This is a genomic window from Serratia sp. HRI, assembly GCF_010119335.3.
Lineage (GTDB): Bacteria > Pseudomonadota > Gammaproteobacteria > Enterobacterales > Enterobacteriaceae > Serratia > Serratia nevei.
This window is the reverse complement of sequence record NZ_CP083690.1, coordinates 240,831-265,069: the sequence shown is the minus strand read 5'-3', so window position 1 is coordinate 265,069 and position 24,239 is coordinate 240,831. Positions and strand designations below refer to the sequence as shown.

The following is a 24,239-nucleotide window of genomic DNA, read 5'->3' as shown; positions in this document are numbered from 1 at the left end:
GAAACAAAATAAAAAACCGCGGCGGCGCGGCGGATATGTCAAAACGGGGGCAAATGTGGCGCAAATGCAACGCGTTGCGGGTCGCTTGTTGCGCAAATAACCATGCTGTAAATACAGGTTTAACGCGTTTGGGGAATTTCCAGCAGCACGCCGGCGCTCAGGCAGAAGCAGCCGCTGGCGACGTTGGCCGGCAATATCAGGCTCTCGCCGGCCCGTACCACCCGGGTGTCGCCGCCGAGGGTAAATTCGAATTCACCGGAGATCACCTGGGTTTGCCGCGCGTGCGGGGGCTTTTGCAGCTGGCCGAAGGCGCCGGCCTCGAAACGCACTTCTGCCGCCGGTGAACCGTCGCTCATCACGCCTTCACGGCGGGCAAGGCCATTGTCGAGCGGTAAAAAGGCGGTTTTGGCGGTAAAGGTGGTCATGTGGTGTTCCTGGTGGCTGATGGCGGTAGCACGGCGCAATCGACATAAAAGTCAGGCGGTCGGGCAGAGACGAAACAACGGGAGTATAACGCGATAGGGGAAGAGATGAATCAGCAATATGGTGCGTCCGAGTGGACTCGAACCACCGACCCCCACCATGTCAAGGTGGTGCTCTAACCAACTGAGCTACGGACGCACTGCACTGCTTCTGAAATTTGGTGCGTCCGAGTGGACTCGAACCACCGACCCCCACCATGTCAAGGTGGTGCTCTAACCAACTGAGCTACGGACGCACTGTACTGCTTCAGGAATTTGGTGCGTCCGAGTGGACTCGAACCACCGACCCCCACCATGTCAAGGTGGTGCTCTAACCAACTGAGCTACGGACGCATCTTTTCCTGTCTGTCATGGCTGACAGCGGGGACGAATATTAACGAGCTACCCGCGTGCTGGCAAGGGGAAAAGCGCAATTTTATTCGGTATTTCACGCGATTGCTGAGGTTGTGCGCAGTCCGGCGCTTTTTTCCGCAAACCGCAGCCCGGCCGGGGATGAAACCGGCCGGGCGCGGGCTCAACGCGTGGATCGCTGCAGGATGACGGCGGTCGGCTGTTTCTGCAGCCAGCGCATGCGCAGCGCCATCATGATGGCGGCGAAGGTCAGGCCGATGATAAAGCCGATCCAGAAACCGCTTGGCCCCATTGCCGGCACTACCACATCGGTTAACGCCAGCAGATAGCCGCTCGGCAGGCCCAACACCCAATAAGCGATGAAGGTGATGAAGAAGATCGCGCGGGTGTCTTTATAACCACGCAGCACGCCGCTGCCGATCACCTGGATAGAATCCGAGATTTGGTACAGTGCCGCCAGCAGCATCAGCTGCGACGCCATCGCCACCACCGCCGGGCTGTCGTTGTACAGCAGGGCGATCGGTTCGCGGAAGGTGGCGGTAAACAGCGCGGTGCAGACGGCCATGGTGATGCCGACGCCGATGGCGGAGTAGGCGGCGACACGGGCGCCTTCAACCGAACCTTCCCCCAGACGGTAACCGACGCGGATGGTGGCGCCGACGCCCAGCGACAGCGGCAGCACGAACATCAGCGCGCTGAAGTTAAGCGCGATCTGGTGGCCGGCAACCGCAACGATCCCCAGCGGCGAAACCAGCAGCGCCACCACGGCGAACAGCGTGACTTCGAAGAACAGCGCCAGCGCCACCGGCATGCCGATGCCGATCAGGCGCTTCAGCGCCGCCCAGTCCGGGCCGCCGAGATCGCCTGCCTGGCGTTTGATGTCGCGCTGCGAGGGCGCGCGCTTCACGTACCAGCGCATCATCAGGAACATGATCCAGTAGACGCTGCCGGTGGCGACGCCACAGCCGACGCCGCCCAGCTCCGGCATGCCGAACTTGCCGTAGATGAAGATGTAGTTGATCGGGATATTCACCAGCAGGCCGAGGAAGCCGATCACCATGCCGGGCTTGGTTTTGGACAGGCCTTCGCACTGGTTGCGCATCACTTGGAAGAACAGGTAACCCGGCGCTCCCCACATAATGGCGTGCAGATAACCGACGGCTTTATCCGCCAGCTGCGGGTCGATGTTGTGCATCATGTCGATGACGAACTTGCAGTTATACAGCACCACGATCAGCAGCACGGACACGCCGGAAGCCAGCCAAAAGCCCTGGCGCACCTGATGAGCGATGCGATCGCGCCGCCCGGCGCCGTTAAGCTGGGCGATAACCGGGGTCAGCGCCAGCAGCAGGCCGTGGCCGAACAGGATGGCCGGCAGCCAGATTGAAGTGCCGACCGCAACCGCCGCCATGTCGGTGGCGCTGTAGGCGCCGGCCATGATGGTATCCACCACGCCCATGGCGGTTTGCGATATTTGCGCGATGATGACCGGGATAGCGAGAGCCAATAAACTACGCGCTTCAATTAAGTACTTCTGCACGCATACACCTTTCTATTTATATATGTGGGAGGGCTGCCGCGAGAGGACAACAATTAAAATAGCGGAATTTTGTCAAAAATATTGTACCTGCTCGGCGTCGTTAAGCAAACGCCGCAGATAAATAGTTATTAAATGCGCAGGCCCGCATTTTTTGCCTACGCGGATTTGGTTTTCAGCGCCAACTGGGGCAAACTGCCGGGAGCGTTTTAACCTATTAGTAAGAAGAGGCACATATGTTCACCGGTATCGTACAAGGCACCGCGCCGCTGGTCGCCATTGATGAGAAACCCAATTTCCGCACCCACGTGATCGAGATGCCTGCCGAGCTGTTGCCGGGGCTGGAGCTGGGGGCGTCGGTGGCCCATAACGGCTGCTGCCTGACCGTGACCGCGGTGGAAGGCAACCGCGTCAGCTTCGATTTGATCAAGGAAACGCTGCGCCTGACCAACCTCGGCGATCTGGCGCTGGGCGACATCGTCAATATCGAGCGCGCGGCGAAATTCAATGACGAAATTGGCGGTCATTTGATGTCCGGCCATATTATCTGCACGGCGGAAGTGGCCAAGATTTATACGTCAGAAAATAACCGCCAGGTATGGCTGCGCATGCCGAATGCGGAATTGATGAAATATGTGCTGCACAAAGGTTTCATCGGCATCGACGGCATTAGCCTGACCATCGGCGAAGTGGTGAATAATCGTTTCTGTGTGCACCTGATCCCGGAAACGCTGGATCGCACCACGCTGGGTAAGAAACGCCTGGGCGATAAGGTGAACATCGAAATCGATCCGCAAACGCAGGCGGTGGTGGATACCGTCGAGCGCGTGCTGGCCAACCGGGAAGCGACGCTGGCGGCGGCGATGGCGCCGGCGCACAAAGACTGACAGCGATTCTGGCGTTGCCGCCGGTATCGAATCATAAGCAGAGAGGAGAAACGCGTGAAGTTTTATGGGAAAACGTTGTTGTTAACCGCGTTGCTGGCGCTGAGCGCCTGCAGCAGCTCACCTGAGCAGGGCGCCGGCGCGCAAATGGCCGATGCGGACGATACCTGCGGCGCTTCGCAGTATCAAAACTTCGTCGGTAAGCCGATGACCTCGCTGGAAGGCGTGCGGATCGACGCCAAGGTGCGCGCCATTCCGTACAACTCTGCCGTTACCATGGATTTCAACCTGCGCCGCCTGAACTTCCTCGGCGATAGCAACGATAAAATCATTCGCGTTTATTGCGGTTAACCCGCAGGGTCCGAGAGAGCAAAAAAAGCCCCGGCGATGATGTTGCCGGGGCTTTTTTATGGTTCAGCGCGCGACGCGAATGCCGCCTTCAACGCCTTTCGGGCTGAACACCACCTGCCACAGCTGCAGATCGCGCGCCCGGAACGCGCCGGCGCAGGCGTTCAGGTAGTAGCTGAACATCCGCTCGAAGCGTTCGGAATAGCGCGGGGCAAGCTGCGGCCACGCCTGTTTGAAGCGTTCGAACCAGGCCATCAGCGTGCGATCGTAGTCGGCACCGATGTTGTGCCAGTCTTCCATCACGAAATGGCCTTCGCTGGCTTGGGCGATATGGCTCACTGAAGGCAGGCAGCCGTTCGGGAAAATGTACTTGTTGATCCACGGATCGACGTTCATGTCGGTTTTGTTGGAGCCGATGGTGTGCAGCAGGAACAAACCGTGCGGCGCCAGATTGCGTTCCACCACGTTGAAGTAGGTGCGGTAGTTTTTCGGCCCGACGTGCTCGAACATGCCGACGGACACGATGCGATCGAACTGCTGATGCAGATCGCGGTAATCCTGCAGCAGGATCTGCACATCCAGCCCGGCGCAGCGCGCCTGAGCCAGCTTCTGCTGTTCGGCGGAAATGGTCACGCCGACCACCGACACGCCGTAATGCTTCGCCGCATAGGCGGAGAGGCCGCCCCAGCCACAGCCGATATCCAGCAGGCGCATGCCCGGTTGCAGCTGCAGTTTTTCGCAGATCATCCGCAGCTTGGCTTCCTGCGCTTCCTCCAGCGTAGTAGCGTCTTTCCAGTAGCCGCAGGAATATTGCATGTAAGGATCGAGCATCAGGGTAAACAGATCGTTGCCAAGATCGTAATGTTCTTTGCCGACGATCCAGGCGCGCTTTTTCGATTGCAGATTGGTCAGGCGCGCGGCGGCGATACGCAGGGTATCTTTCAGGTGGTGGGGAAGTTTCTTCTCCAGCCCGGCGCTGACCACGCGCTGGAAGAACATATCCAGCCGCTCGCATTCCCACCAGCCGTCCATATAGCTTTCGCCCAGCCCCAGCGACCCTTGTTGCAGAACGCGTTTAAAGAAATCGGGGTTTTTAACCTGAATATCGAAGGGGCGCGATCCGTTGATTTCAATGCCGGCCAGGCCGAGCATTTCATGCGCGATACGGTACCACTGATTATCCTGGATACTCAGATCTTCTATACACGATGAACTCATAGCTTCTCCATCACCTTCTTCTGACTGATGACCCGTTAGGAAACAGCTTAGACAATTTCTGCGGGTGCATACGTTTACCGGCGGAAAATAGGCCCGCGGCGTCTGATATCCGACTATGAACAGAGGAAATTTTAAGAAGCTACCCGACGCGAACGGCGCGGGATAAATGCATCCTTAAAAAAAGAGTGTGACGCAAAGCGCGTACACAAGCGCTAATTGAGATATAGAGATTATAAGGTGTTACTTTACAAGGTTGTTTTTGAGTATAGGCGTGCCGAGGCGTTGACTCAACTGTAAATCGCACTCGGCACGCATATTCTTTAAGTGATTATTAAACTTGGTAATTATGACGCTGAGTTAGCATGTTCCCGCTGCGCCTTTCGCTGCGCATCGGCCGCTTTTCCCCGCTGCAGGAAATACCCCAGCGCGGCCAGGATCACCGTCGATACCATCACCGTCACCGTCGCCAACAGCGGCTGGGCAATAAACGCCGACACCAGCATGCTTGCCACAAAGCACAGCCCCAGCTGCAGCGTATTTTGCAGCGCGGCGGCCTTGCCGCTGCTTTCCGGGAACGGCATCAGCGCATTCGCCACCATGATTGGGTAGCCGGCGCCGTTGACCAGCGCCATCACGCAGAACGGGATCAGCAGCGTGGTGAGCGTCGGCTCGGTCAGGGTCGCCACCAGATACAGCGCCACCATGCTGACACCATAAGCTACCAGCAGCCACGGCAGCAGGGTTTTGCCATTGATGCGCTTGAGCGCGGCGCGGCAGCCGTAGCCACCCAGCAGGAAGGCCAGCGTTTGCGGCACGTAGCTCAGACCGATGTCGCTCGGGCTGTAGCCCATGTCACCGAGGATGAACGGCGAGCCGGTCAGCCAGGCGAAGAAGCCGGCCGAGCAGGCGGCGTACATGGCGACGTTGCCGCTGAACACCGGGGATTTCAACAGTTGCCAGAAGCTGACGCCGTTTTTTGGCGCATCGGCGGTGGGTTGCGTTTTGGCGCGCTCTTTGAGCATCAACGTCGGCAGCAGCAGCAGCGCGGTGATCACCAACAGCGCGGCGAAGATCGCGCGCCAGCTGGCGTGGTTCAGCAACCAGGCGCCCAGCAGCGGGGCCAGCGCCGGCGACAGCGCCACCAGCGGCATAATGGTGGCGAATACGCGGTTGGCTTGGCCTTCGCGGTAACGGTCGATCACCAATGCTTGCCAGATGGCGGTGGCGGAGCAGACGCCGACGGCCTGAATAAAGCGCAGGATCCAGAGCTGCACGGCGTTTTCCACCCACAGCATGCCCAGGCAGCCGAGGGCGAACAGCGTCAGGCCGATCAATAAGACCGGTTTGCGGCCCAGACGGTCGGAGAGCGGCCCCCACAGCAGCTGCGCGAAGGCGAAGCCGGCCAGGAAGATACTCAGGCTGGCGCTCACCGCGCCGGCGGAAATTTGCAGTTCTTCCCGCATGGCGCCGAAGGCGGGCAGGTACATGTCGGTCGCCAGATAACCCAGCATGCTCAGGCCGGCGAGGTAGAACATAAAGCCAAAGGAATTTCGCATGGTATTTCTCGTTAATATTTTAATGTCGCAGGTTTTTAGCGCCGGCCAGTGTATCCGGCTGGATCTCTGCTTGTGAAACGGTAATATTTGCAAAGTGCTGTTAAAAAAATTGAAGGCAAAGCGATGTGGTCTGAATATTCTCTTGAAGTGGTCGACGCGGTGGCGCGCACCGGCAGTTTCAGCGCGGCGGCGCAGGAGCTGCACCGGGTGCCGTCGGCGGTGAGCTATACCGTACGGCAGCTGGAGCAATGGCTGGCGGTGCCGCTGTTCGAGCGGCGTCACCGCGATGTGGAGTTGACGCCGGCCGGCGCGCTGTTTATCAAGGATGCGCGAGTTGTTATCAAAAAAATGCTCGACACCCGCCGCCACTGTCAGCAGGTGGCCAACGGGTGGCGCGGCCAGCTGAATATTGCGGTGGACATCATCGTCAAACCGCAGCGCAGCCGCCAACTGGTGCTGGATTTCTACCGTCATTTCCCCGACGTCGAACTGATGCTACAACCCGAGGTGTTCAACGGCGTGTGGGATGCCTTGGTGGACGGCAGGGCGGACATGGCGATCGGCGCCACCCGTGCGGTGCCGGTCGGCGGCGGCTTCGCCTTCCGCGACATGGGTTATATGAACTGGCTGTGCGTGGTCAGCCCGCAGCACCCGCTGGCGCAACTGACTGGGCCGCTGAATGACGAGCTGCTGCGGCCGTACCCTTCACTTTGCCTGGAGGACACCTCGCGCAATCTGCCCAAGCGCGTCACCTGGACGCTGGATAACCAGCGGCGGCTGGTGGTGCCGGACTGGACTTCGGCGCTCGACTGTTTGTGCGCCGGGTTATGTGTCGGCATGATGCCGGCACATCGGGCACTGCCGCGGGTGCAGCGCGGTGAGCTGAAGGCGTTGCAGCTGCAGCAGCCGTTTCCCGCCAGCCCTTGCTGCTTGACCTGGCAGCAGGATAAACCCTCACCGGCGATGAGCTGGCTGCTGGCGTATCTGGGCGATGGGGAGACGCTGAACCAGGAGTGGCTGAGCGAGGCGGAACCGGAAGCCGTGCAGGCTTCCGGCGCGGGGGATTAGCGGCGGTAGTCGATGAACGGGCCGTCGGCGACCGAGCGGCGTTCAATCAGCTTCGGATGCACCTCGATCACCTGCGACTCTTCGCGTTTGCTGATGATGCGATCCAGCAGCATGGTGAAGGCCATTTCGCCCAGGCGTTCTTTCGGCTGGTGAATGGTAGTCAGCGCCGGGGTGAAGTAGCGGGCGTTGCGCACGTTGTCGTAGCCGATCACGGAAATATCCTGCGGCACCCGCAGCCCCAGCTCGTCGGCGGCGCAGATGGCGCCCATCGCCATGATGTCGCCGCCGCAGAATACCGCGGTCGGCCGCTGCTTTTGCGACAGGATTTGGTGCATCGCCTTGTAGCCGGACTCCGGCTCGAAGTCACCCTGGACGATCCACTCTTCGCGAATGTCGATATGCGCTTCCTGCAGTGCCTTCATAAAGCCCTGGTGACGGCCGCCGCCGGTATTGCGCGACAGTTGGCCCGGAATGGCGCCGATATCGCGGTGGCCGCGCTCGATCAGGTAACGGCCGGCCAGATAGCCGCCTTCGAACGCGTTATCGATGATGGTGTCGGTGAAGTCGCCGCGCGCGGCACCCCAGTCCATCACCACCATCGGGATGTTGCGGTAGTCTTCCAGCATGCCCAGCAGCTGATCGGGGTACTCGGAGCACATGACCAGCAGGCCGTCGACGCGCTTTTGCGCCAGCATCGCCAGGTAGGCGCGCTGCTTGTCCAGATTGTTGTGCGAGTTGCACAGGATCAGGGTGTAGCCTTTGCTGTAGCAGCTGTTTTCCACCGCCTCGATCACTTCGGCAAAGTAGGGCGCTTCGCTCGAGGTGGCCAGCAGGCCGATCGACTTGGTGTGATTGACTTTCAGGCTGCGCGCTACGGCGCTCGGCGAGTAGTGCAGCTCTTTAATGGCGGCCCACACGGCCGCTTTGGTCTCTTCGGCGACGAAACGAGTCTTATTGATGACGTGCGAAACGGTGGTGGTGGAAACGCCCGCGCGTTTGGCCACATCTTTAATCGTTGCCATGTAAGGAATGACTCCTGAACTCACATGTTTACAGCATGTAAGTGTGATGTTAATCGTTTGCCTACGTAGATCCTTCTCCAGAGAAGCGAAAACTGAGTTTTTAGTGTGTTGAAGTCTTCAGCGCTTAATCAGGAGGGGCATGGATGCCGGTACGCAGTTGTGAACTGCGAATTTTGTCGCATATTGAACAAAAGTGGAAGAGGTAATCGAGATTATAAACCGGGAAATGATAACAAGATTTTATCGGCGAACTGTGGGAAAATGATTTGACGTACTAATTGTGCGCCTTTTATCCTTAGGAAAGCCCATTTTAAAGGAGTTGTCATGGATACCGAATTGAAGATGTCGCTGTTCACCACCGTCTGCGCATTGGCGGTCATTATCGCTTTCAGCTTCGTTGCCGCGTTGAACTGATTTACCCCCGGTTATAAAAAAGGCGCAGCCTGGCTGCGCCTTATCACCTCAGAACCTGCGCTTACGCCAGGTTTTCCGCTGCGAAGGTCCAGTTGACCAACGCCCAGAAGTTTTCCAGGTATTTTGGACGCGCATTGCGGTAATCGATGTAATACGCGTGTTCCCACACGTCAACGGTCAGCAGCGGTTTGTCTTCACCGGTCAGCGGGGTGGCCGCGTTGGAGGTGTTGACGATCGCCAGCGCGCCGTCCGGTTTTTTCACCAGCCAGGTCCAGCCTGCACCGAAGTTTTTCACTGCGGCATCGGTGAACTGCTCTTTGAACGCAGCGAAAGAGCCGAAGGATTTGACGATCGCTGCCGCCAGTTCGCCCTGCGGTTCACCGCCGCCCTGTGGCGACAGGCAGTGCCAGTAGAAGGTGTGGTTCCACACCTGCGCAGCGTTGTTGAATACGCCGCCGTTAGAGGTCTTGATGATCTCTTCGAGCGATTTGCCCTCGAACTCGCTGCCTTTCACCAGGTTGTTCAGGTTAACCACGTAGGTGTTGTGGTGTTTGCCGTAGTGGTATTCCAGGGTCTCGGCGGAGATGTGCGGCTCGAGCGCGTTTTTCTCATACGGTAATGCAGGTAATTCAAACGACATTGCTTCCTCCTTTACAGCGCCATTCGCTTCCCGCCGGGGCGAGAACCATATGGGCCGTTTTTTATTGTGGTCATTCAATATTAACAATTTTCATCATAAAAAACAGGAGGAAAAGCGAGAAATGCGCGTGGGGAAGTGCGATGGACGATAGCTTGAGCAGGCGGTTGCGACCGGGGCCGCAACCGTGCAGAACAGGGCATTAACGAATGGTTTTCGGCGTCACTACGCGGCGTGCGCCGATGTAGTGGTTCTGCCAATAGTCGTTGTCGAGCTGGCTGATGCGGATCTCTTCACCGGTGCGCGGCGACTGGATGAATTTGCCGTTGCCGAGGTAGACGCCGACATGGTCCGCCACGCCGCGGTTGTTGATGCGGAAGAACACCAGATCGCCGCTTTCCAGTTCGCTTTTCTTGATCGGCGCCGCATCGCGCAGGTGATACATCTCGTTGGCGGTGCGCGGCATCTTGATTTTCACTACGTCTTTATAGGCGTAATAGATAAGGCCGCTGCAATCGAAGCCGGTGCGCGGCGAGCTGCCGCCCCAGCGGTAAGGTTTGCCCATCTGGCCCATCAGCTTGGCCATCGCGGTCTGCTTGGCGTGCTGGTAGCGTTTTTTGTGCGCGGGGCTGAGTTTCAACGGCTTTTCTTCACGCGCCAGTTTGGCGGTGGCCATACCGGCTTCGCGGTGGCGACCATAGCCTTTTTTATAGCCCTTTTTCGGCGGGGTGACTTTAATCTTGGCGGTTTTCTGCGCTTTGGCCTTGGGTTTGGCGCTGACGATCTTTTTCGCGCTTTTCTCGCTTTTCGTCTTGGCGGTCTTGGTTTTTTTCTCGGGGGCCGTCACTTTGGCTTTTTTGGCGGCTTTGTCCGCTTTCTTTTTTCTGCGGTCATCGGGCCGCGCTTCATTAGCATGGCTTTTACGCTGCTCGGCGGCAACACGCGCCTGTGGCGCAGCGTGCGCCAAATTGAAGAAGAGCTGCGTAAACAGCAGCGCAAAGAGCGTAAGAATTAAACGCATGTCGACGTCACCAACCTTGGCCCCGAAACGGATATCGAAAGAGTTACAGTATTCCCGAATTTCGCCATATAAAACAGCGAAGAACTCATAAATAATAATCCATATTGTGAGAAAACGTTAATGACATTTTTTTTGTTTCAAAATCAGCCTGTTGGTGTATGAAAAAGCGCCAGTTGGCGGTGGGGATATAATTAATCCGCGCCGTCATCGCGACGCAATATATTAGTGAAATGGTCGGATTAAAAATGTTATTCTCGACGTATGTTTTGACCGGAATGACGTGGCCGGTGAAACGCGATCGGCGGCGGGCGAATATCCTTGCAAAAGATGGCGTTTTCTTGCGACTGTTCCAGCCGCTACAATAGCCCGCGTGATGCATGTTGTAGCCATGAAATGTGGCTTGAGGAAGCAATAAATGACGACGACACTTGAAAAAATTCAGCACCAGATCGCTGAAAACCCGATTCTGCTGTACATGAAAGGTTCGCCTAAGCTGCCGAGCTGCGGCTTCTCCGCACAGGCTGTGCAAGCGCTGTCCGCCTGCGGCGAGCGTTTCGCCTACGTGGATATTCTGCAAAACCCGGACATCCGCGCCGAGCTGCCAAAATACGCCAACTGGCCGACGTTCCCGCAGCTGTGGGTAGACGGTGAGCTGGTCGGCGGTTGCGATATCATCATCGAGATGTATCAGCGCGGCGAATTGCAGCAGCTAATCAAAGAAACTGCGGAAAAGTATAAAGCGCAGGAAGACCAACAGTCTTAATCGACAGGCTTGCGGTTATCGCGCAATGGGCGGCGCCAGTGCAAACTGGGCCGCCTTTTTTGTTGGGCTTATTCGGCGAGGTCGCCGGCGGGCAGCGGCCAGCCGCCGAGACGTTTCCAGCGGTTAACCAGCTCGCAAAACAACAGGGCGGTTTGTTCGGTGTCGTACAGGGCGGAGTGCGCCTGGCTGCTGTCGAACGGCATGCCGGCGGCGATGCAGGCTTTCGCCAGCACCGTTTGGCCCAGCACCAGGCCGCTCAGCGCGGCGGTGTCGAAGGTGGCGAACGGATGGAACGGGTTGCGCTTCAGGCCGGCGCGCTCGGCCGCGGCCATCAGGAAACTGTGATCGAAGTTGGCGTTGTGTGCCACGATAATGGCCCGGTTGCAACCGCGATCCTTGAGCCCTTTGCGCACCGCTTTGAAAATGGCGTGCAGCGCGTCATATTCGCTGACCGCGCCGCGCAGCGGGTTGTGCGGATCGATGCCGTTGAACGCCAGCGCTTCCGGCTGTAGGTTGGCGCCCTCGAAAGGCTCCACGTGGAAGTGCAGGGTCTCGTCCTGCTGCAGCCAGCCGTCTTCATCCATTTTCAGCGTGACGGCGGCGATCTCCAGCAACGCATCGGTATTGGCGTTGAAGCCGGCGGTTTCAACATCTATTACTACGGGATAAAACCCACGAAAACGACCACTCAGGGCGTTAAGATCACTTTTCTCGGCCATCAGTTTCTTATCTTCATCGAATGCAGCGCGCATTATGGCAAATTTTGCGCCCGGTTGCAGGCGCTATCGCGCGGAGAATCAGCAGGGCGCAGTGCGCCCTGAAGGGGAGGCTTAGTGGCCGAGGCCCTGACCGGCATGTTTATTTTCGATCAGCTCGATTTTGTAGCCGTCCGGATCTTCAACGAAGGCGATGACCGTGGTACCGCCTTTCACCGGGCCGGCTTCGCGGGTGACCTTGCCGCCTGCGCGGCGGATGCTGTCGCAGGTGGCGGCAACGTCGTCCACGCCCAGCGCCAGGTGGCCGAAGGCGGTGCCCATGTCATAGCTGTCGGTGCCCCAGTTATAGGTCAGTTCGATAACCGCGCCTTCGCTCTCTTCCGTATAGCCGACGAAAGCCAGCGAGTATTTGTACTCTGGGTTTTCGCTGGTGCGCAGCAGGCGCATGCCTAATACCTTGGTGTAGAAGTCGATGGCGCGTTGCAGGTCACCGACGCGGATCATGGTATGGAGTAAGCGCATAATTCCTCTGAATTGACTGTGTCGTGGCAGACGGCGGGTGGATTGAAGCTCCAGCGAGTATAGCCTTGTCCCGCAAGGGAATTCAACGTGATGAATGAGTGACAATGTCACTTGTGGGTCTCGCGACGGTGATGTCTAAATATTGATCGAGCGTACCGATCGATACAGATTAATTGATCTGCACAATCAATTATCTATTTCGACGGCAAGCGTGTAAAAATTGAACGGCAGTAGAGCACAACACCAGGGAACACCGGCCCGCCCCGTGCGGGCTTTTTTGCGGGCGGCGCATAAAAAAACGGCCAGGCAGTCGCATGGCCGTTTGGGATCAGGACGGGTTACTTCGCCAGAAACGGATAGTCGGTATACCCTTCGGCGCCGCCGCCGTAGAAGCTTTCCGGCTTAGGTTCGTTCAGCGGCGCGTGCTGACGGAAGCGTTCCACCAGATCCGGGTTGGCGATGTAGCTGCGGCCAAAGGCCACCGCGTCGATGAAACCTTTTTCGATCAAGGCTTCGGCTTTTTCGGCGGTGTAGGCGCCGGCGCCGACGATCACCCCTTTAAAGTGGGCGCGCACCGAGTCGCGGAAGGCGTCGGAATACGGCTTGCCGCCGGCCCAGTCCGGTTCGGAGATGTGCAGGTAGGCGATGTTGCGCTTGTTCAGCTCTTCCACCAGATACAGCGCCGCGTCTTCCTGATCTTCACCGTTGTCCAGCCCGTTGAACGGCCCCAGCGGCGAGATGCGGATGCCGATGTGCTCGGAACCCCATTCGGCGACCGCCGCGTCGACCACTTCCAGCGTCAGGCGGGTGCGATTCTCGATGCTGCCGCCGTATTGATCGGTACGTTGGTTGGAGGCCGGCGACATGAACTGATGCAGCAGATAGCCGTGGGCGGCATGCAGTTCGATGAAGTCGAAGCCGGCTTCCCGCGCGTTGGCGGTCGCCTGGCGGAAATCGTTGACGATGCCCGGGATCTCGCTGGTTTCCAGCGCGCGCGGCGTGGAGGTCGGCACGCGCACCCAAGCGCCGGTTTCATCACGCACGGTGGTGCGGGTCTCGGCGTTGATTGCCGAAGGGGCGACCGGCGCTTGTCCGCCCGGCTGCAGGCTGGTGTGGGAGATGCGGCCTACGTGCCACAGCTGCACGGCGATATGGCCGTTTTTATCATGCACTGCCTGCGTGATGTTTTTCCATGCGGCGATCTGCTCCGGCGTATGCAACCCCGGCGCACCGGCGTAGCCTTTCGCCTGGAAGGAAACCTGCGTCGCTTCGGTCACGATCAGGCCCGCGCCGGCGCGCTGTGCGTAATATTCCGCCATCAGCGGCGTAGGAATGTCGCCCGGCTCGATGCTGCGCAGACGCGTCAGCGGAGCCATAAACACGCGGTTGGGCAGGGTGATGGCGCCAACCTTCAGCGGAGAGAGCAATTTTTCAGTCTTCATAGTGCATCCTGTATTTAATAGACCGGTCGTCTAGTAATGGGCGATAAAAAACCACGAACTGCATTTTTCAATAAAAAGAAATTGTTACCGTTACGGTTGCGGCGGGCGCAGCAGCAACTCGATGCTTTCCAGCGCGCTGGTCAACGGCGCCAGCGAGTGGCGGATCTTGGCGCGCAGCGAAGCGCCGAGCCACAGTGAGTACAGCGTCTCTGCGGTCGCTGCCGGGCTCATGGCCACCGACAGCGAACCCTCGGCGATACCGCGTTCGATGGCCTCCTGCAGGTGGCCGATCACGCGAGCGGTGCCCGTTTCCAGCGCATGGCGCATCGGTTCTGACAGATCGCTCACCTCGGCGGAAAGCTTCACCGCCAGGCAGGCGTTATGGCATTCGCTGCGGCAGTGGTAGCTGATGGCCTGAGCGTAATAGCCCAGCAGCTGGTGGCGGGCATCGCCGTGCTCATCGGCAAACAACGCCTGCATTTCTGCATCATAATGCGCGAAATAGCGTTGCAGCATCGCTTCACCGAAGGCTTCCTTCGAGCGGAAATAGTGGTAGAACGAGCCTTTCGGCACGCCCGCAGTGGCCAGCAGTTCGCTCAGCCCCATGCCGGTAAAGCCCAGGCGCAGGCTGAGAGTTTCGCCGGTGGCGAGCAGATGTTCACGTGTGTCCACGTTGCAATGCGTTGATTTGGTCATCATGGTGCCGAGCATAATAGACCGATTGGTCTAGGTCAATGGGAATAAAAAAACCGGCGCACAAAACGCCGGTTGTCTGCGAACTATTGTGCCCCAGCGGCACGAGGAAGTTAAGCGCTTACGCCGCGTTGCGGCAACGTTGCAGGATATCCAGCCGGGATTGATATTCGCGACTCTGTACGTTCAGCATGCCCAGCAGGGTATGGAACAGGTTGTCCTGCGACACATCGTCCTTTTCCGCCAGCGCGTTCAGGCACTGGCGATCGACGCCGAAGTTGCGCTGATAGTCGGCCGACATCCACATCAGGAAAGGCACGTGCGTTTGCTGGCTCGGCGCGAAGACATAAGGCGTGCCGTGCAGGTACATGCCGTTTTCCCCCAGCGACTCGCCGTGATCGGACAAATAGACCAGCGCGGTATTGAAGCGGTCGTCATACTGCTGCAGCAGCTTGATGGTGGCATCGAGCATCGCGTCGGTATACAAGATCGAGTTGTCGTAGGTGTTCACCAGCTGTTCATGGCTGCAATCCTGGATCTGATTGCTGTTGCAGGTCGGCGAAAACGTCTGGAATTCTGGCGTGCTGCGGCGGTAGTAAGCCGGGCCGTGGCTACCCATCTGGTGCAGTACGATCACGCCGTCGTCTTTCAGGCTATTGATGTAGTCGTTCAGCTTGTACAGCAGCACGTTATCCATGCAAACTTCGCCGTCACAGTCCTGCGGCAGTTTCAATTTGGTCATGTCGATGTGCGGCACCCGGTCGCAGGCGCCTTTGCAGCCGCCGTCGTTATCGCGCCACAGCACGTTGACGCCGGCATGCGCCAGCACGTCGAGCATGCCCTCCTGGTGCGCCGCCTGAGTCGCGTCGTACTCTCTGCGCGGCATGTTGGAGAACATGCAGGGGACGGAGATCGCCGTCTCGGTGCCGCAAGAGCTGGCGTTCTTGAAGTAGACCACGTCGTCCTGCTTCAGGCGCGGGTTGGTTTCGCGCTCGTAGCCGCCGAGGGAGAAGTTTTCGGCGCGGGCGGTTTCGCCCACCACCAGGATCACCAGCGTTTTCTTGGCCTGCCCGGCGATCAGCGGCCCTTTGCGCGCGTCTTCACCGATTTTTACCAGCGGCAGATTGCGGGTGAAATAGCGCTGTTCGGTAAACTTGATCGTGCCGGCGACGAAGTTGGAAGGCGTCAACATCTTCACCACGCTTTTATTGTTGCGGATCAGCGAAGCGTAGTCTTTGTAGAACAGCGCGGCGACGATCAGGATCACCACCAACGACAGCATGACGTTGGCGGCGCGCAGCCCGACCATATACCACCAGGGGCGGGTCTGGCGAATATGGGTGAAGCAGACCGCCACCGCCGGCAAAACGCCGAGCAGCGCCAGCCACAACCCCATGCGCGGCGTCAGCAGCGCCGTCGCTTCTTGGGTATTGGTTTCGACGGCGTTCTGCATCATGTTGCCGTCGATCACCACGCCATAGCTGTACATGAAATAGTTGGCTGCGGCGCTGCCGAGCAAGAAAAAGACGATCAGCGGCTTGCGCAGGTAGGGCACGGTCAACACGCTAAAGATGATATTCAGCGCACAGAAAATCACCACCGGCATGCTGGCGGCGAAAATGACGCTGTGGACGCTATCGAAGGTGATATACGACCAGGCGCGGTGCAGGAATAACGCGTTTTGAAACAGAGTGAAGAACAGGGCGGTGGCGAGGATAAAACCGAGGCTGTTGCACTGTAAGCGTTGACGTAACCACATTGCCAAATCTGGATCCTGAGAGGAGATAATGCCTTGAAATCTACCGGATGAAACTTAAGAAAACCTTAGAAATTCAGAATACTGGCGGGGGTGAACGCAGGGAAAACGCCAGGCCGGGCGGCCTGGCAATGAGGCAGTTTAGTAGGCGGCGGTGAACTGTGCGCGAATAAACTGTGGTTTTTCAATCTCATCGACGATGGCGACCGCCAGGTCTTCCACCGAAATGCTGGCCGGCGCTTCGCCGTTCATCAGCAGCTGGGTGGTGCCGAGGCGGAACTGACCGGTACGTTTACCCGGTTCCAGCAGGGCGGCCGGCGAGAGATAGGTCCAGTCGAGCACCGATTCATTGCGCAGCTTGTTGCGCAGATCGCGTACCGCCTGCGCGCCGGGGCGGATATTTTCCGGGAACTGCGGCGTATCCACCAGTTCAACGCCCGGCGCCACTTCCAGGCTGCCGGCGCCGCCGACCACCAGCAGGCGCTTGACGCCTGCCTGTTCGACCGCGGTGAGGATCTGTTGGGCGCCTCGAGCGGTCTTTTCATACAGGTTGTCTTCGCCCCAGCCGGGGTTGTAGGCGCTGATCACCGCATCCTGACCGCGCAATTGCCCCGCCAGCCAGGCGGTATCGGCAACGTCGCCCAGTGCGACGGTCAGATTGGCGTGCTCCGGCAACTCTTTTTTCTGGCGGGCGATCGCCGTCACCTGAATGCCGCGAGCCAGCGCTTCATCCACCACGCGGCGGCCAACAAAACCGGTTGCTCCAATAATGGCTACTTTCATCTGTATGCTCCTTCGGGGATGTGTTCAGTATCATGAAGCAGGCCGATATGCCTGCTGCGTGGTTTATACTCTAGCCCTTAACAATAGCCGTGATTAGTGCCATATTCATGCTTTCTTGATTAAGTAAAACTTCATAATCGTGGATAAACTCAATCGAATGGCGATATTCGCCACCGTGGTGGCGGAGGGATCGCTGGCCGGCGCGGCGCGGCGGCTGGGCATGACGCCGTCGGCGGTCAGCCAGCATATGCGCTCGCTGGAGAAAGCGCTCGGGGTGCCGCTGCTGCACCGCTCCACCCGTCGTCTGGCGCTGACCGAGGCGGGGGCGGCGTTTTACCCCGGCTGCGAGGCGATGCTGCAACAGGCGCAGCAGGCGGAGCAGCGGTTGGCGGAGCTACGAGATACGCTGGTGGGCGAGCTGCGCATTGCCACCCCGGTCGGCATCGGCGGCCGATCGCTGGCGGAGGCGCTGGCGCCGCTGCTGCAGGCGCATCCCAAGCTGACGCTGCGGGTGCTGGCGGACGATCGCATCGTCGATATGATAGAGCAGCGGGTCGACATTGCGCTGCGGGCCAACCGGCAGCTGGCGGACGCCAATATGATCGCGCACCCGCTCACGGCGTGGCCGATGGTGCTGTGCGCCGCACCGCGTTATCTCAGCCAGCATGGGGTGCCGGAAAAACCGCAGGATTTGGTGCAGCACCGCTGGATCTCCAGCGGCTACAGCGGGGCCCATCTGGATCTGCTGCACCAGTCCGGCCAGCAGGTTAAGCTGCGGCTGGCGGAAGGGCAGATCGTCAGCGAGAGCATGAACGTGATGCGCGCCTTTACCCGCGCCGGGCTGGGCATTTCCATTCAGCCGCTGTATGAAATTGGCGACGAGCTTCAGCGCGGCGAGCTGTTGTTGCTGTTGCCGGAGTGGCGGCCGGCGCCGCTGCGGCTGCACGCGCTGACGCTCGAGCGTAACGTGCCGGAGAAAAGCCGTCAGGCGCTGCGTTATTTGCGCGACTATTTTCGCCGCAATGGCGAAAAGGGACTTGCCAGCGGCGGCGATGGCGTCTTCAATTAGCAAGAGAACGCAGGAGGCCCCGTGGCGCAGCAGCTTGAATTTTTCGACATCCCCAGCCCGTGTCGTGGCATTTGCCAGGCCGACGATCGCGGATTCTGCCGTGGCTGCCTGCGCAGCCGCGAGGAACGCTTCGGCTGGATGAGCATGAGCGACGCGCAGAAGCGCGAGGTGCTGCGCCTTTGCCGTCAACGCTTCCTGCGCCTGCAACGCGCCAATAAAGCGCCCGACGAGCCGCTGCCGGAACAGCCGTCGCTGTTTTAACCTTTCCTGATCTGCCGCACGTTCGTGTGGCTTACCGCTTCCCTGTGCCTCACCGGCTTGTGTATGCTGGCTGACAACTAATGTCATGAGGTTTTCGCAATGGTAGAACGTATACGTCTCGCGCCGCAGGGGCCTGAATTTTCCCGCATGATTTGCGGTTACTGGCGGTTGATGGAATGGGGCATGTCGCCGCAGCAGCTGCTGACGTTCATCGAACAGCATGTTGAACTGGGCGTCACCACCGCCGACCACGCGGATATCTACGGGGGTTACGCCTGCGAACAGGCGTTCGGCGACGCGCTGCGCCTGAAGCCGGCGCTGCGCCAGTCGCTGGAGCTGGTGACCAAGTGCGGCATCGCCACCACCGCCAAGCCCGGCAATCCGATCGGCCATTACATCACCGACCGCGACCATATCGTACAGAGCGCGGAACAATCGCTGCGCCATCTGCATACCGACTACCTCGATCTGCTGCTGATCCACCGGCCGGATCCGTTGATGGATGCCGACGACGTGGCCGAAGCCTTCGTCGCGCTGCATAAAAGCGGCAAGGTGCGCCATTTCGGCGTTTCCAACTTTACGCCCGCGCAGTTCCAGCTCTTGCAGTCGCGCCTGCCGTTCACGCTGGCGACCAACCAGGTGGAGATCTCGCCGATTCACCAGCCGGCCATTCTCGACGGCACGCTCGACCAGTGCCAGCAACTGCGCATCAAGCCGATGGCCTGGTCCTGCCTGGGGGGCGGGCGCCTGTTCAACGACGCCGAGTTCCAGCCGCTGCGTGACGAGCTACAGCGGGTGGCGCAAGAGATCGGCGCCGATACCATTGAACAGGTGGTGTACGCCTGGGTGATGCGCCTGCCGTCGTCGCCGCTGCCGATTATCGGCTCCGGCAAGATTGAGCGGGTGCGCTCGGCGCTGAAGGCGCAGAAGCTGGTGCTGAATCGCCAGCAGTGGTTCCGCATTCGCAAGGCGGCGCTGGGGTATGACGTGCCTTAAGGCGGAGCAAAAAAAAGAGGAAAGCCGGGCGGCGAAGCGCCCGGCTTTTTTTACGCCGCTCCTTAGGCCAACACCACCTGATCGGTGTTGAAGTGATCGAGCGAAACGCCGATCAGCGTGACCTGGCTGTGGCCGAAGGCCAGCACCAGATCGTCGTTTTGCTGCGTGGCGTAGTCGCGGATATTCCCGCTGGCGCCTTCGGTGCCAATAAACACCAGCTTATCGGTGGCGTTGAAGCCATACAGCTGGTCGCGGCCAAAATCGCCGCTGAACAGGAAGGTATTGCCGTTGCCGACGCCCTTCAGGATGTCATCGCCGCTGCCGCCGACGAAGGTCAGGTTGCCGCCGGCATGGCCGATCAGCGTGTCGTTGCCGGCGTTGCCGAACAGCCAGGCGTCGTGGCTGCGAGCCTGCAAGAGGTCATCGCCGTCGCCGCCGGTGGTGGCAGCGGCATAGGCTTTGAGGCCCGAATCCGATTTCAATCCGGCCGCGGTCACCTGATGATCCACCTCTTTGTTGAAAATCAACCAGGAGGTTTCTTTGCTGCGCAGGGTGCTGATGTCGTCCGCCAGCGTAATGCCGCCTTTGGCGTCGCGCAGGTAAAGCGTATTGCCATCGTAGGCGACCTCGGTGTTCTTCAGCGCCTGCTGGGTATCGAAGATATTGTGGCCTTTGCCGCCGGCAATCAGGTTGTAGCCGCCGGCGTCGCGGAAGATATCGTTGCCGTCGCGGCCCTCGAGATAGTCGTTGCCTTTGCCGCCCTTGATCAAATCATTGCCGTCGCTGCCGATGATAAACGTCGGTCCGCTGTGCGTCTCCGCGTTGCGGTTCAGGTCTTGCACCCAGGTATTGCCGCGCGTCACGTTCGACAAGTTGGAGACGATGATGGTCGAGTCCTTGTCGGTCAACGAATAAAATTCGGAGTTCAGCACCCGCATCAGCCCGTCCTGATAGAAGAACGGCAGGTGCGACAGCCAGGCCGGAATGTTGAGAATGGAAAACGGCAGCAGGTTCCAGGCGTCCGACGCGTAATGGTCGTTGAAGTTGACGATATTGTTGGTGGCGGAGGCGTGCGGCGCATCGTGTACGCCCAGTGACGGCAGGGTTAGCGAGGTGCCGTCGAGCGCACGGAACACCGGATCGTTTTCGTAGCCGATGTTGATCACCTTGCCGCCGGCTTCGTACTGGGTCGGCGAGGCGAAGGCAACATAGTTGGACTGCGCGTAGAAGCCGCCCCAGTTGGCGTCGCTCTGAGCCGCCATGCTGTTGACCGCCAGCCCGCCGAGGCTGTGGCCGCTGACCACCACGTCCTCGCCGCTCAGCCCGTGCGCCTGCGCGAACTTCGCTACGTCGCCCAGCAGATTGCCGAAGGCGTTCAACGTGTAGCCGTCAGCGTAGCCTTTCGGCCCGAAACCGGCCAGCAGATCGTTAATCACATCGCCGATGGTATCGCCGATCAGCGACTCGCGTGGGCCGCTGGTACCGCGAAATGAGATGCCAATGGCGGTGAGATTGCCTTCGCTGTCATATTTGCCCAGCACCTCGGCCTGAGCGGTGGTGTAACCGGCGGTCTCGCCGTAGTAGGTGCCGCGTGCATCGGTTTTGCCGGCGTAACCCAGCTGCGCGGCGCTGATGACCGACCAGCCGGCATTGTTCACCGCCTCCTGCGCGGCCTGTTCTGAGTCGGGGTTCCAGGGAAGGCCGGGCAGGCCGCCCTGCGATTGGGTGCTGCCGATGAGCGCGGTGATCAGCGTCAGCGGCAGGCCCAGCCCGAAGCCGGTCTGGTGGTAGCCTTCGTCGAAGCCGTTATCGATATTGTGGTAAGCGTAGGTAGAGATGGCCAAGGCGTCGGAAAACAGCGTTTTCGACGCGTTTTCGTCCAAATCCTTATAGCTAAAGATGCCCATATCAGTTCCTTATGAATTATGCCGCCTGGCCGGGAGTGCACTCTCATGCGTCGGCGGTGGAAACAGGGAAACACGTTAGCCGAACGACAGCTGGTCAGAGGACCAACATCGGTAGAAATAGTATTAGCCCTAAATATTAGGTTTGCGAATCAAATTGGCGAGATTGTGCGTTGGTTAACAGCGCCTGCGCCGGCTCTCCTATACTGAAAGCTCAGCAGAGACATTAAGGAGACTGATTGATGAAACGTTATTGGTATGCAGCACTTGGCCTGATGGCGTGTGGCGCGGCTCAGGCGGCGACAACCGACGTCGAAATGCACCTGGTGACCGGGCAGGGGATCGGTCAGGATATCGGCAAGGTGGTCATCAGCGAAACGCCGTACGGCTTGCTGTTCACGCCGAGCCTGAAAGCGTTGCCGGCCGGGGTACATGGCTTCCACGTGCATGAAAAAGGCAGCTGCGAGCCGGGTATGAAGGACGGCAAAGCGGTGGCGGCGCTGGCGGCCGGCGGGCATTTTGATCCGCAAAAGACCGGGAAGCACCTCGGGCCGTATGCCGACGGGCATCTGGGCGATTTGCCGGCCATCTATGTGACCGCCGACGGCATGGCGAACTATCCGGTGTTGGCGCCGCGGCTGAAAAAAATCAGTGACATTGAGGGCAAGGCGCTGATGGTGCACGCCGGCGGCGATAACCACTCGGATCACCCACTGCCGCTCGGCGGCGGCGGTGAGCGTTTCGCCTGTGGGGTGATCAAGTGATCACCCGCCGCTAACGGCCGGCGCGGTGGTGGGCTGGCCCATCGCCTGCTGCAACTGCTGCAGCGAGCAGTAGAGTCGCCAAATCAGGCCGGCCAAATCGCGTGCCGCCTGTTCCGGGTGGTGCGCCAGCGCGTTGCTCATGCGCAGCAGCTCCTGCAGCGTGGCGTCCAGCGAACTGTGCTGCACGCCTTTCTCCGTCATGATACCGCGCAGGCAGTGGATGCAGACATCGCGCACCGTCGACAGCGGGTCGGAGCGGGTTTGCCAGTCGCGCAGCTGCCAGACGATATGGCTGCAGTTGAGCAGCACCACGCCCCAGCGCAGCAGCCAGGTGCGCGCTTCCTGATCCTGACTTTGATTGAGCTGGCTAATGCGATGGTAGATCAGCGATTCGAACTGGCTTTCGCTCTGCTGCGGCCGTTTGCTCAACTGATCGATAAAATCGCGCCGCAGCGCGCGGATAATGCGGCGGCTTTTTCGTTTGTCCGAGCTGGGGCGCAGGATCTGAAACGCCAGCCCGGCCAGCAGCACGCCGACGACTTTAGCGATGTTATCATTGATGAAAGACTGGTAGTCATAGCTCGGCGGGTTGCTGACGGTCAGGAACGACCCCATAAAGACGATCAGCTGCCCCCAAAGCGCGGCATAAGGCGGGTTCTGCAGCTTGAGCATCTGCATGGTCACCAGGATCGGAAACAGGAAGGCGCAGAACACCCAGAAGTCGTCAATCTGGATCATCAAACCGAATTTCACCACGAAGCAGACGACCGAGAGCAGCAGCACCGCCTTGAGCAAGGTGCTGACGCTGTTGATCGGCGAAGGCGTCGAGGAGTAGAGCACGCAGCTGATGGCGGTGAGCGTCAGCGCCGCGCTGCCGGCGTCCCACTGCGTGTTGATCCAATAGGCGCAGCCGATCACGATGCACAAAAAGGTGCGCAGACCGTTGTAGGCGGCTTCGTAGCTGTCGGTATGGCGCGCCAGCGAGGTGACGCGCGGCGGCTGGAGCTCGCTGACCGCCGTGGCGCTCTCCAGCCGCTGCAGCCAGCGGTTGCAGCGCAGGTAAAGCCAGCAGAAATGGCGCAGGCGCAGCCAGAAGGCGCGATGGCGGTAGTCCGTAGGGTCTTGCGGCGCGATCTGCTGAAGCAGGCGCGCCAAACGGTATTTGTCGGTGGCGGGATCGCGCAGCTCGTCCAGCAGTTGCGTTATCACCGGCATCAGATTGGCGGGGCGATCCGGCCAGTTCAGCAGCATGCGGCGCAGGCTGGAGATAACGCTGGTAATGCGCAGCTGCTGGTGCAGCAGATAGTTGAGCAGGTTATTTTGCCGCCGCAGCCGGTAGTGGCTCCAGAACGCCTGAATACGCAGCAGGTTCATGGTCAGGATCTGGCCGATGACCCCTTCGTGCGAGGTGCGCATCTGGGCGGTGATCTCCGGCTGCCACAGCATGGCGGCGTGCTCCAGCAGGCGTAGCTGCATGCGCCGCAGCGAGGTCAGCAGCGCTTCACCGTCGGAGGTACTGGGCAGGATCATCATCATCAACCCGCCGCACAGAATGCCGGTGATCACTTCGCAAACCCGCGCCTGCGCGATATCGAAAATCTGCTGGGTATCGGTGACGTTGACCGTGCCGAAGGCGATGATGGCGGCGGTATAGCCCGCCAGCGCGAACGCGTAAGAGACGTTGTTTTGGTAATGGTTGGAGATATAGGTGCACAGCCCGATCCAGGCGGCGATGAACAGCGTAAACAGCCAGGGATCGTTCAGACAGTGGCCGGCGATCGCCACCGACGCGGCGGCACCCATCAGGCTGCCGAAGATGCGGCCGATGCTTTTGCTGATCACGCCGCCGACGGTGGGGAAACTCACCACCGCTGCGGAGGTGAGCGCCCAAGAGGGCTCGTCGAGCTCGAGCACGAACGCCACCCACAGCGCGAGACACATCGCCAGCGAATTGCGCAGCGCATAGCGCCATTGGCCGCCGGTCGCCTTACCCCAGGGGGTACGGCTCCACTCCAGAAAGGGCAGGTTCACA

Annotated in this window: 24 protein-coding genes and 3 tRNA genes; 9 read left to right on the top strand and 18 right to left on the bottom strand. The window is 59.6% G+C overall.

The genetic code is table 11. The features are described 5' to 3' along the window. Nucleotides 1-119: 119 nt before the first annotated feature. From GF111_RS01330 to GF111_RS01310, 5 genes are all read right to left on the bottom strand, one after another. Complete coding sequence (locus GF111_RS01330) at nucleotides 120-425, bottom strand: cupin (protein WP_047727656.1); 306 nt, start codon at nucleotides 423-425, stop codon at nucleotides 120-122. A gap of 119 nt (nucleotides 426-544) precedes the next feature. Next, a tRNA-Val gene (locus GF111_RS01325) sits at nucleotides 545-621 on the bottom strand. A 20-nt stretch (nucleotides 622-641) separates the two neighbouring features. Further along, nucleotides 642-718: transfer RNA gene (locus tag GF111_RS01320), tRNA-Val, on the bottom strand. Between the two features lie 20 nt (nucleotides 719-738). Then, a tRNA-Val gene (locus GF111_RS01315) sits at nucleotides 739-815 on the bottom strand. 181 nt (nucleotides 816-996) lie between these two features. Then, complete coding sequence (locus tag GF111_RS01310; RefSeq protein ID WP_038874783.1) at nucleotides 997-2,373, bottom strand: MATE family efflux transporter; 1,377 nt, start codon at nucleotides 2,371-2,373, stop codon at nucleotides 997-999. Nucleotides 2,374-2,606: 233 nt separating this feature from the next. On the opposite strand from GF111_RS01310, the gene GF111_RS01305 reads away from it, so the two are divergent. Both GF111_RS01305 and GF111_RS01300 read left to right on the top strand, forming a co-directional pair. Further along, nucleotides 2,607-3,257: a riboflavin synthase gene (locus tag GF111_RS01305; protein ID WP_016927930.1), complete on the top strand. Its 651-nt coding sequence runs from the start codon at nucleotides 2,607-2,609 to the stop codon at nucleotides 3,255-3,257. Nucleotides 3,258-3,311: 54 nt separating this feature from the next. Further along, entirely contained in the window at nucleotides 3,312-3,605 is a 294-nt protein-coding gene (locus GF111_RS01300) for an I78 family peptidase inhibitor (protein WP_038874785.1), read from the top strand. 63 nt (nucleotides 3,606-3,668) lie between these two features. On the opposite strand, the gene cfa is transcribed toward GF111_RS01300, so the two are convergent. After that, nucleotides 3,669-4,820 (bottom strand): cyclopropane fatty acyl phospholipid synthase, encoded by a 1,152-nt coding sequence (cfa, locus tag GF111_RS01295; RefSeq protein WP_047727654.1) that lies wholly within the window; start codon nucleotides 4,818-4,820, stop codon nucleotides 3,669-3,671. A gap of 344 nt (nucleotides 4,821-5,164) precedes the next feature. Next, nucleotides 5,165-6,376: a purine nucleoside transporter PunC gene (gene punC, locus GF111_RS01290; protein ID WP_055317077.1), complete on the bottom strand. Its 1,212-nt coding sequence runs from the start codon at nucleotides 6,374-6,376 to the stop codon at nucleotides 5,165-5,167. 123 nt (nucleotides 6,377-6,499) lie between these two features. Here punC and punR point away from each other — a divergent pair, with 123 nt between their 5' ends. Beyond that, nucleotides 6,500-7,444, top strand: a complete 945-nt coding sequence (gene punR / locus GF111_RS01285; RefSeq protein ID WP_055313111.1) for a DNA-binding transcriptional activator PunR — start codon at nucleotides 6,500-6,502, stop codon at nucleotides 7,442-7,444. On the opposite strand, the gene purR is transcribed toward punR, so the two are convergent. Next, nucleotides 7,441-8,466, bottom strand: a complete 1,026-nt coding sequence (purR, locus tag GF111_RS01280; protein WP_033638375.1) for an HTH-type transcriptional repressor PurR — start codon at nucleotides 8,464-8,466, stop codon at nucleotides 7,441-7,443. The two genes, punR and purR, sit on opposite strands and share 4 nt — an antisense overlap. A 324-nt stretch (nucleotides 8,467-8,790) precedes the next feature. Here purR and GF111_RS01275 point away from each other — a divergent pair, with 324 nt between their 5' ends. Further along, complete coding sequence (locus GF111_RS01275; RefSeq protein ID WP_019455989.1) at nucleotides 8,791-8,880, top strand: YnhF family membrane protein; 90 nt, start codon at nucleotides 8,791-8,793, stop codon at nucleotides 8,878-8,880. A 61-nt stretch (nucleotides 8,881-8,941) separates the two neighbouring features. Here GF111_RS01275 and sodB read toward each other — a convergent pair whose 3' ends face one another. Both sodB and GF111_RS01265 read right to left on the bottom strand, forming a co-directional pair. Further along, the gene (sodB, locus tag GF111_RS01270; protein WP_004931333.1) at nucleotides 8,942-9,520 is read right to left on the bottom strand and encodes a superoxide dismutase [Fe]; all 579 of its coding nucleotides are present in this window, start codon (nucleotides 9,518-9,520) and stop codon (nucleotides 8,942-8,944) included. 199 nt (nucleotides 9,521-9,719) lie between these two features. Beyond that, complete coding sequence (locus GF111_RS01265) at nucleotides 9,720-10,538, bottom strand: C40 family peptidase (protein ID WP_038874793.1); 819 nt, start codon at nucleotides 10,536-10,538, stop codon at nucleotides 9,720-9,722. Nucleotides 10,539-10,953: 415 nt separating this feature from the next. On the opposite strand from GF111_RS01265, the gene GF111_RS01260 reads away from it, so the two are divergent. Next, nucleotides 10,954-11,301, top strand: a complete 348-nt coding sequence (locus GF111_RS01260; protein WP_004931329.1) for a Grx4 family monothiol glutaredoxin — start codon at nucleotides 10,954-10,956, stop codon at nucleotides 11,299-11,301. 68 nt (nucleotides 11,302-11,369) lie between these two features. On the opposite strand, the gene rnt is transcribed toward GF111_RS01260, so the two are convergent. From rnt to GF111_RS01230, 6 genes are all read right to left on the bottom strand, one after another. Continuing rightward, nucleotides 11,370-12,053: a ribonuclease T gene (gene rnt / locus GF111_RS01255; protein ID WP_038874795.1), complete on the bottom strand. Its 684-nt coding sequence runs from the start codon at nucleotides 12,051-12,053 to the stop codon at nucleotides 11,370-11,372. Between the two features lie 78 nt (nucleotides 12,054-12,131). Beyond that, on the bottom strand, nucleotides 12,132-12,539 hold the full coding sequence (gene gloA, locus GF111_RS01250; protein ID WP_004931325.1) for a lactoylglutathione lyase: 408 nt from the start codon (nucleotides 12,537-12,539) through the stop codon (nucleotides 12,132-12,134). A gap of 338 nt (nucleotides 12,540-12,877) precedes the next feature. Beyond that, entirely contained in the window at nucleotides 12,878-13,981 is a 1,104-nt protein-coding gene (locus tag GF111_RS01245; RefSeq protein WP_047727652.1) for an alkene reductase, read from the bottom strand. Between the two features lie 90 nt (nucleotides 13,982-14,071). Continuing rightward, a complete protein-coding gene (locus GF111_RS01240; protein WP_047727651.1) occupies nucleotides 14,072-14,692 on the bottom strand; it encodes a TetR/AcrR family transcriptional regulator in 621 nt (206 codons plus the stop codon). A 103-nt stretch (nucleotides 14,693-14,795) separates the two neighbouring features. Then, entirely contained in the window at nucleotides 14,796-16,433 is a 1,638-nt protein-coding gene (gene eptA / locus GF111_RS01235) for a phosphoethanolamine transferase EptA (protein ID WP_147191266.1), read from the bottom strand. Between the two features lie 138 nt (nucleotides 16,434-16,571). Beyond that, the gene (locus GF111_RS01230) at nucleotides 16,572-17,213 is read right to left on the bottom strand and encodes an NAD(P)-dependent oxidoreductase (protein WP_047727649.1); all 642 of its coding nucleotides are present in this window, start codon (nucleotides 17,211-17,213) and stop codon (nucleotides 16,572-16,574) included. Nucleotides 17,214-17,352: 139 nt separating this feature from the next. On the opposite strand from GF111_RS01230, the gene GF111_RS01225 reads away from it, so the two are divergent. From GF111_RS01225 to GF111_RS01215, 3 genes are all read left to right on the top strand, one after another. Continuing rightward, nucleotides 17,353-18,282: a LysR substrate-binding domain-containing protein gene (locus tag GF111_RS01225; protein WP_187135399.1), complete on the top strand. Its 930-nt coding sequence runs from the start codon at nucleotides 17,353-17,355 to the stop codon at nucleotides 18,280-18,282. A 21-nt stretch (nucleotides 18,283-18,303) separates the two neighbouring features. After that, nucleotides 18,304-18,543 carry a DUF1289 domain-containing protein gene (locus GF111_RS01220; RefSeq protein ID WP_019455980.1) on the top strand — a complete coding sequence of 80 codons (240 nt, stop codon included), beginning with the start codon at nucleotides 18,304-18,306 and terminating at the stop codon, nucleotides 18,541-18,543. A 99-nt stretch (nucleotides 18,544-18,642) separates the two neighbouring features. Continuing rightward, complete coding sequence (locus tag GF111_RS01215; protein WP_038874812.1) at nucleotides 18,643-19,539, top strand: aldo/keto reductase family oxidoreductase; 897 nt, start codon at nucleotides 18,643-18,645, stop codon at nucleotides 19,537-19,539. A gap of 62 nt (nucleotides 19,540-19,601) precedes the next feature. Here GF111_RS01215 and GF111_RS01210 read toward each other — a convergent pair whose 3' ends face one another. Further along, on the bottom strand, nucleotides 19,602-21,446 hold the full coding sequence (locus GF111_RS01210; protein ID WP_038874815.1) for a polyurethanase: 1,845 nt from the start codon (nucleotides 21,444-21,446) through the stop codon (nucleotides 19,602-19,604). A gap of 239 nt (nucleotides 21,447-21,685) precedes the next feature. On the opposite strand from GF111_RS01210, the gene sodC reads away from it, so the two are divergent. Beyond that, on the top strand, nucleotides 21,686-22,207 hold the full coding sequence (gene sodC / locus GF111_RS01205) for a superoxide dismutase family protein (protein ID WP_038874818.1): 522 nt from the start codon (nucleotides 21,686-21,688) through the stop codon (nucleotides 22,205-22,207). Here sodC and GF111_RS01200 read toward each other — a convergent pair whose 3' ends face one another. After that, nucleotides 22,208-24,238, bottom strand: coding sequence for an FUSC family protein (locus GF111_RS01200; protein ID WP_047727647.1), 2,031 nt, complete (start codon nucleotides 24,236-24,238; stop codon nucleotides 22,208-22,210). Nucleotide 24,239: the final 1 nt, after the last annotated feature.

What these genes read in the sequence shown, in the direction of transcription:
- GF111_RS01330 (WP_047727656.1), bottom strand. Translation starts at nt 425, where the DNA reads ATGACCACCTTTACCGCCAAAACCGCCTTTTTACCGCTCGACAATGGC.
- GF111_RS01305 (WP_016927930.1), top strand. Translation starts at nt 2,607, where the DNA reads ATGTTCACCGGTATCGTACAAGGCACCGCGCCGCTGGTCGCCATTGAT.
- cfa (WP_047727654.1), bottom strand. Translation starts at nt 4,820, where the DNA reads ATGAGTTCATCGTGTATAGAAGATCTGAGTATCCAGGATAATCAGTGG.
- punC (WP_055317077.1), bottom strand. Translation starts at nt 6,376, where the DNA reads ATGCGAAATTCCTTTGGCTTTATGTTCTACCTCGCCGGCCTGAGCATG.
- punR (WP_055313111.1), top strand. Translation starts at nt 6,500, where the DNA reads ATGTGGTCTGAATATTCTCTTGAAGTGGTCGACGCGGTGGCGCGCACC.
- purR (WP_033638375.1), bottom strand. Translation starts at nt 8,466, where the DNA reads ATGGCAACGATTAAAGATGTGGCCAAACGCGCGGGCGTTTCCACCACC.
- GF111_RS01275 (WP_019455989.1), top strand. Translation starts at nt 8,791, where the DNA reads ATGGATACCGAATTGAAGATGTCGCTGTTCACCACCGTCTGCGCATTG.
- sodB (WP_004931333.1), bottom strand. Translation starts at nt 9,520, where the DNA reads ATGTCGTTTGAATTACCTGCATTACCGTATGAGAAAAACGCGCTCGAG.
- GF111_RS01265 (WP_038874793.1), bottom strand. Translation starts at nt 10,538, where the DNA reads ATGCGTTTAATTCTTACGCTCTTTGCGCTGCTGTTTACGCAGCTCTTC.
- GF111_RS01260 (WP_004931329.1), top strand. Translation starts at nt 10,954, where the DNA reads ATGACGACGACACTTGAAAAAATTCAGCACCAGATCGCTGAAAACCCG.
- rnt (WP_038874795.1), bottom strand. Translation starts at nt 12,053, where the DNA reads ATGCGCGCTGCATTCGATGAAGATAAGAAACTGATGGCCGAGAAAAGT.
- gloA (WP_004931325.1), bottom strand. Translation starts at nt 12,539, where the DNA reads ATGCGCTTACTCCATACCATGATCCGCGTCGGTGACCTGCAACGCGCC.
- GF111_RS01245 (WP_047727652.1), bottom strand. Translation starts at nt 13,981, where the DNA reads ATGAAGACTGAAAAATTGCTCTCTCCGCTGAAGGTTGGCGCCATCACC.
- GF111_RS01240 (WP_047727651.1), bottom strand. Translation starts at nt 14,692, where the DNA reads ATGCTCGGCACCATGATGACCAAATCAACGCATTGCAACGTGGACACA.
- eptA (WP_147191266.1), bottom strand. Translation starts at nt 16,433, where the DNA reads ATGTGGTTACGTCAACGCTTACAGTGCAACAGCCTCGGTTTTATCCTC.
- GF111_RS01230 (WP_047727649.1), bottom strand. Translation starts at nt 17,213, where the DNA reads ATGAAAGTAGCCATTATTGGAGCAACCGGTTTTGTTGGCCGCCGCGTG.
- GF111_RS01215 (WP_038874812.1), top strand. Translation starts at nt 18,643, where the DNA reads ATGGTAGAACGTATACGTCTCGCGCCGCAGGGGCCTGAATTTTCCCGC.
- GF111_RS01210 (WP_038874815.1), bottom strand. Translation starts at nt 21,446, where the DNA reads ATGGGCATCTTTAGCTATAAGGATTTGGACGAAAACGCGTCGAAAACG.
- sodC (WP_038874818.1), top strand. Translation starts at nt 21,686, where the DNA reads ATGAAACGTTATTGGTATGCAGCACTTGGCCTGATGGCGTGTGGCGCG.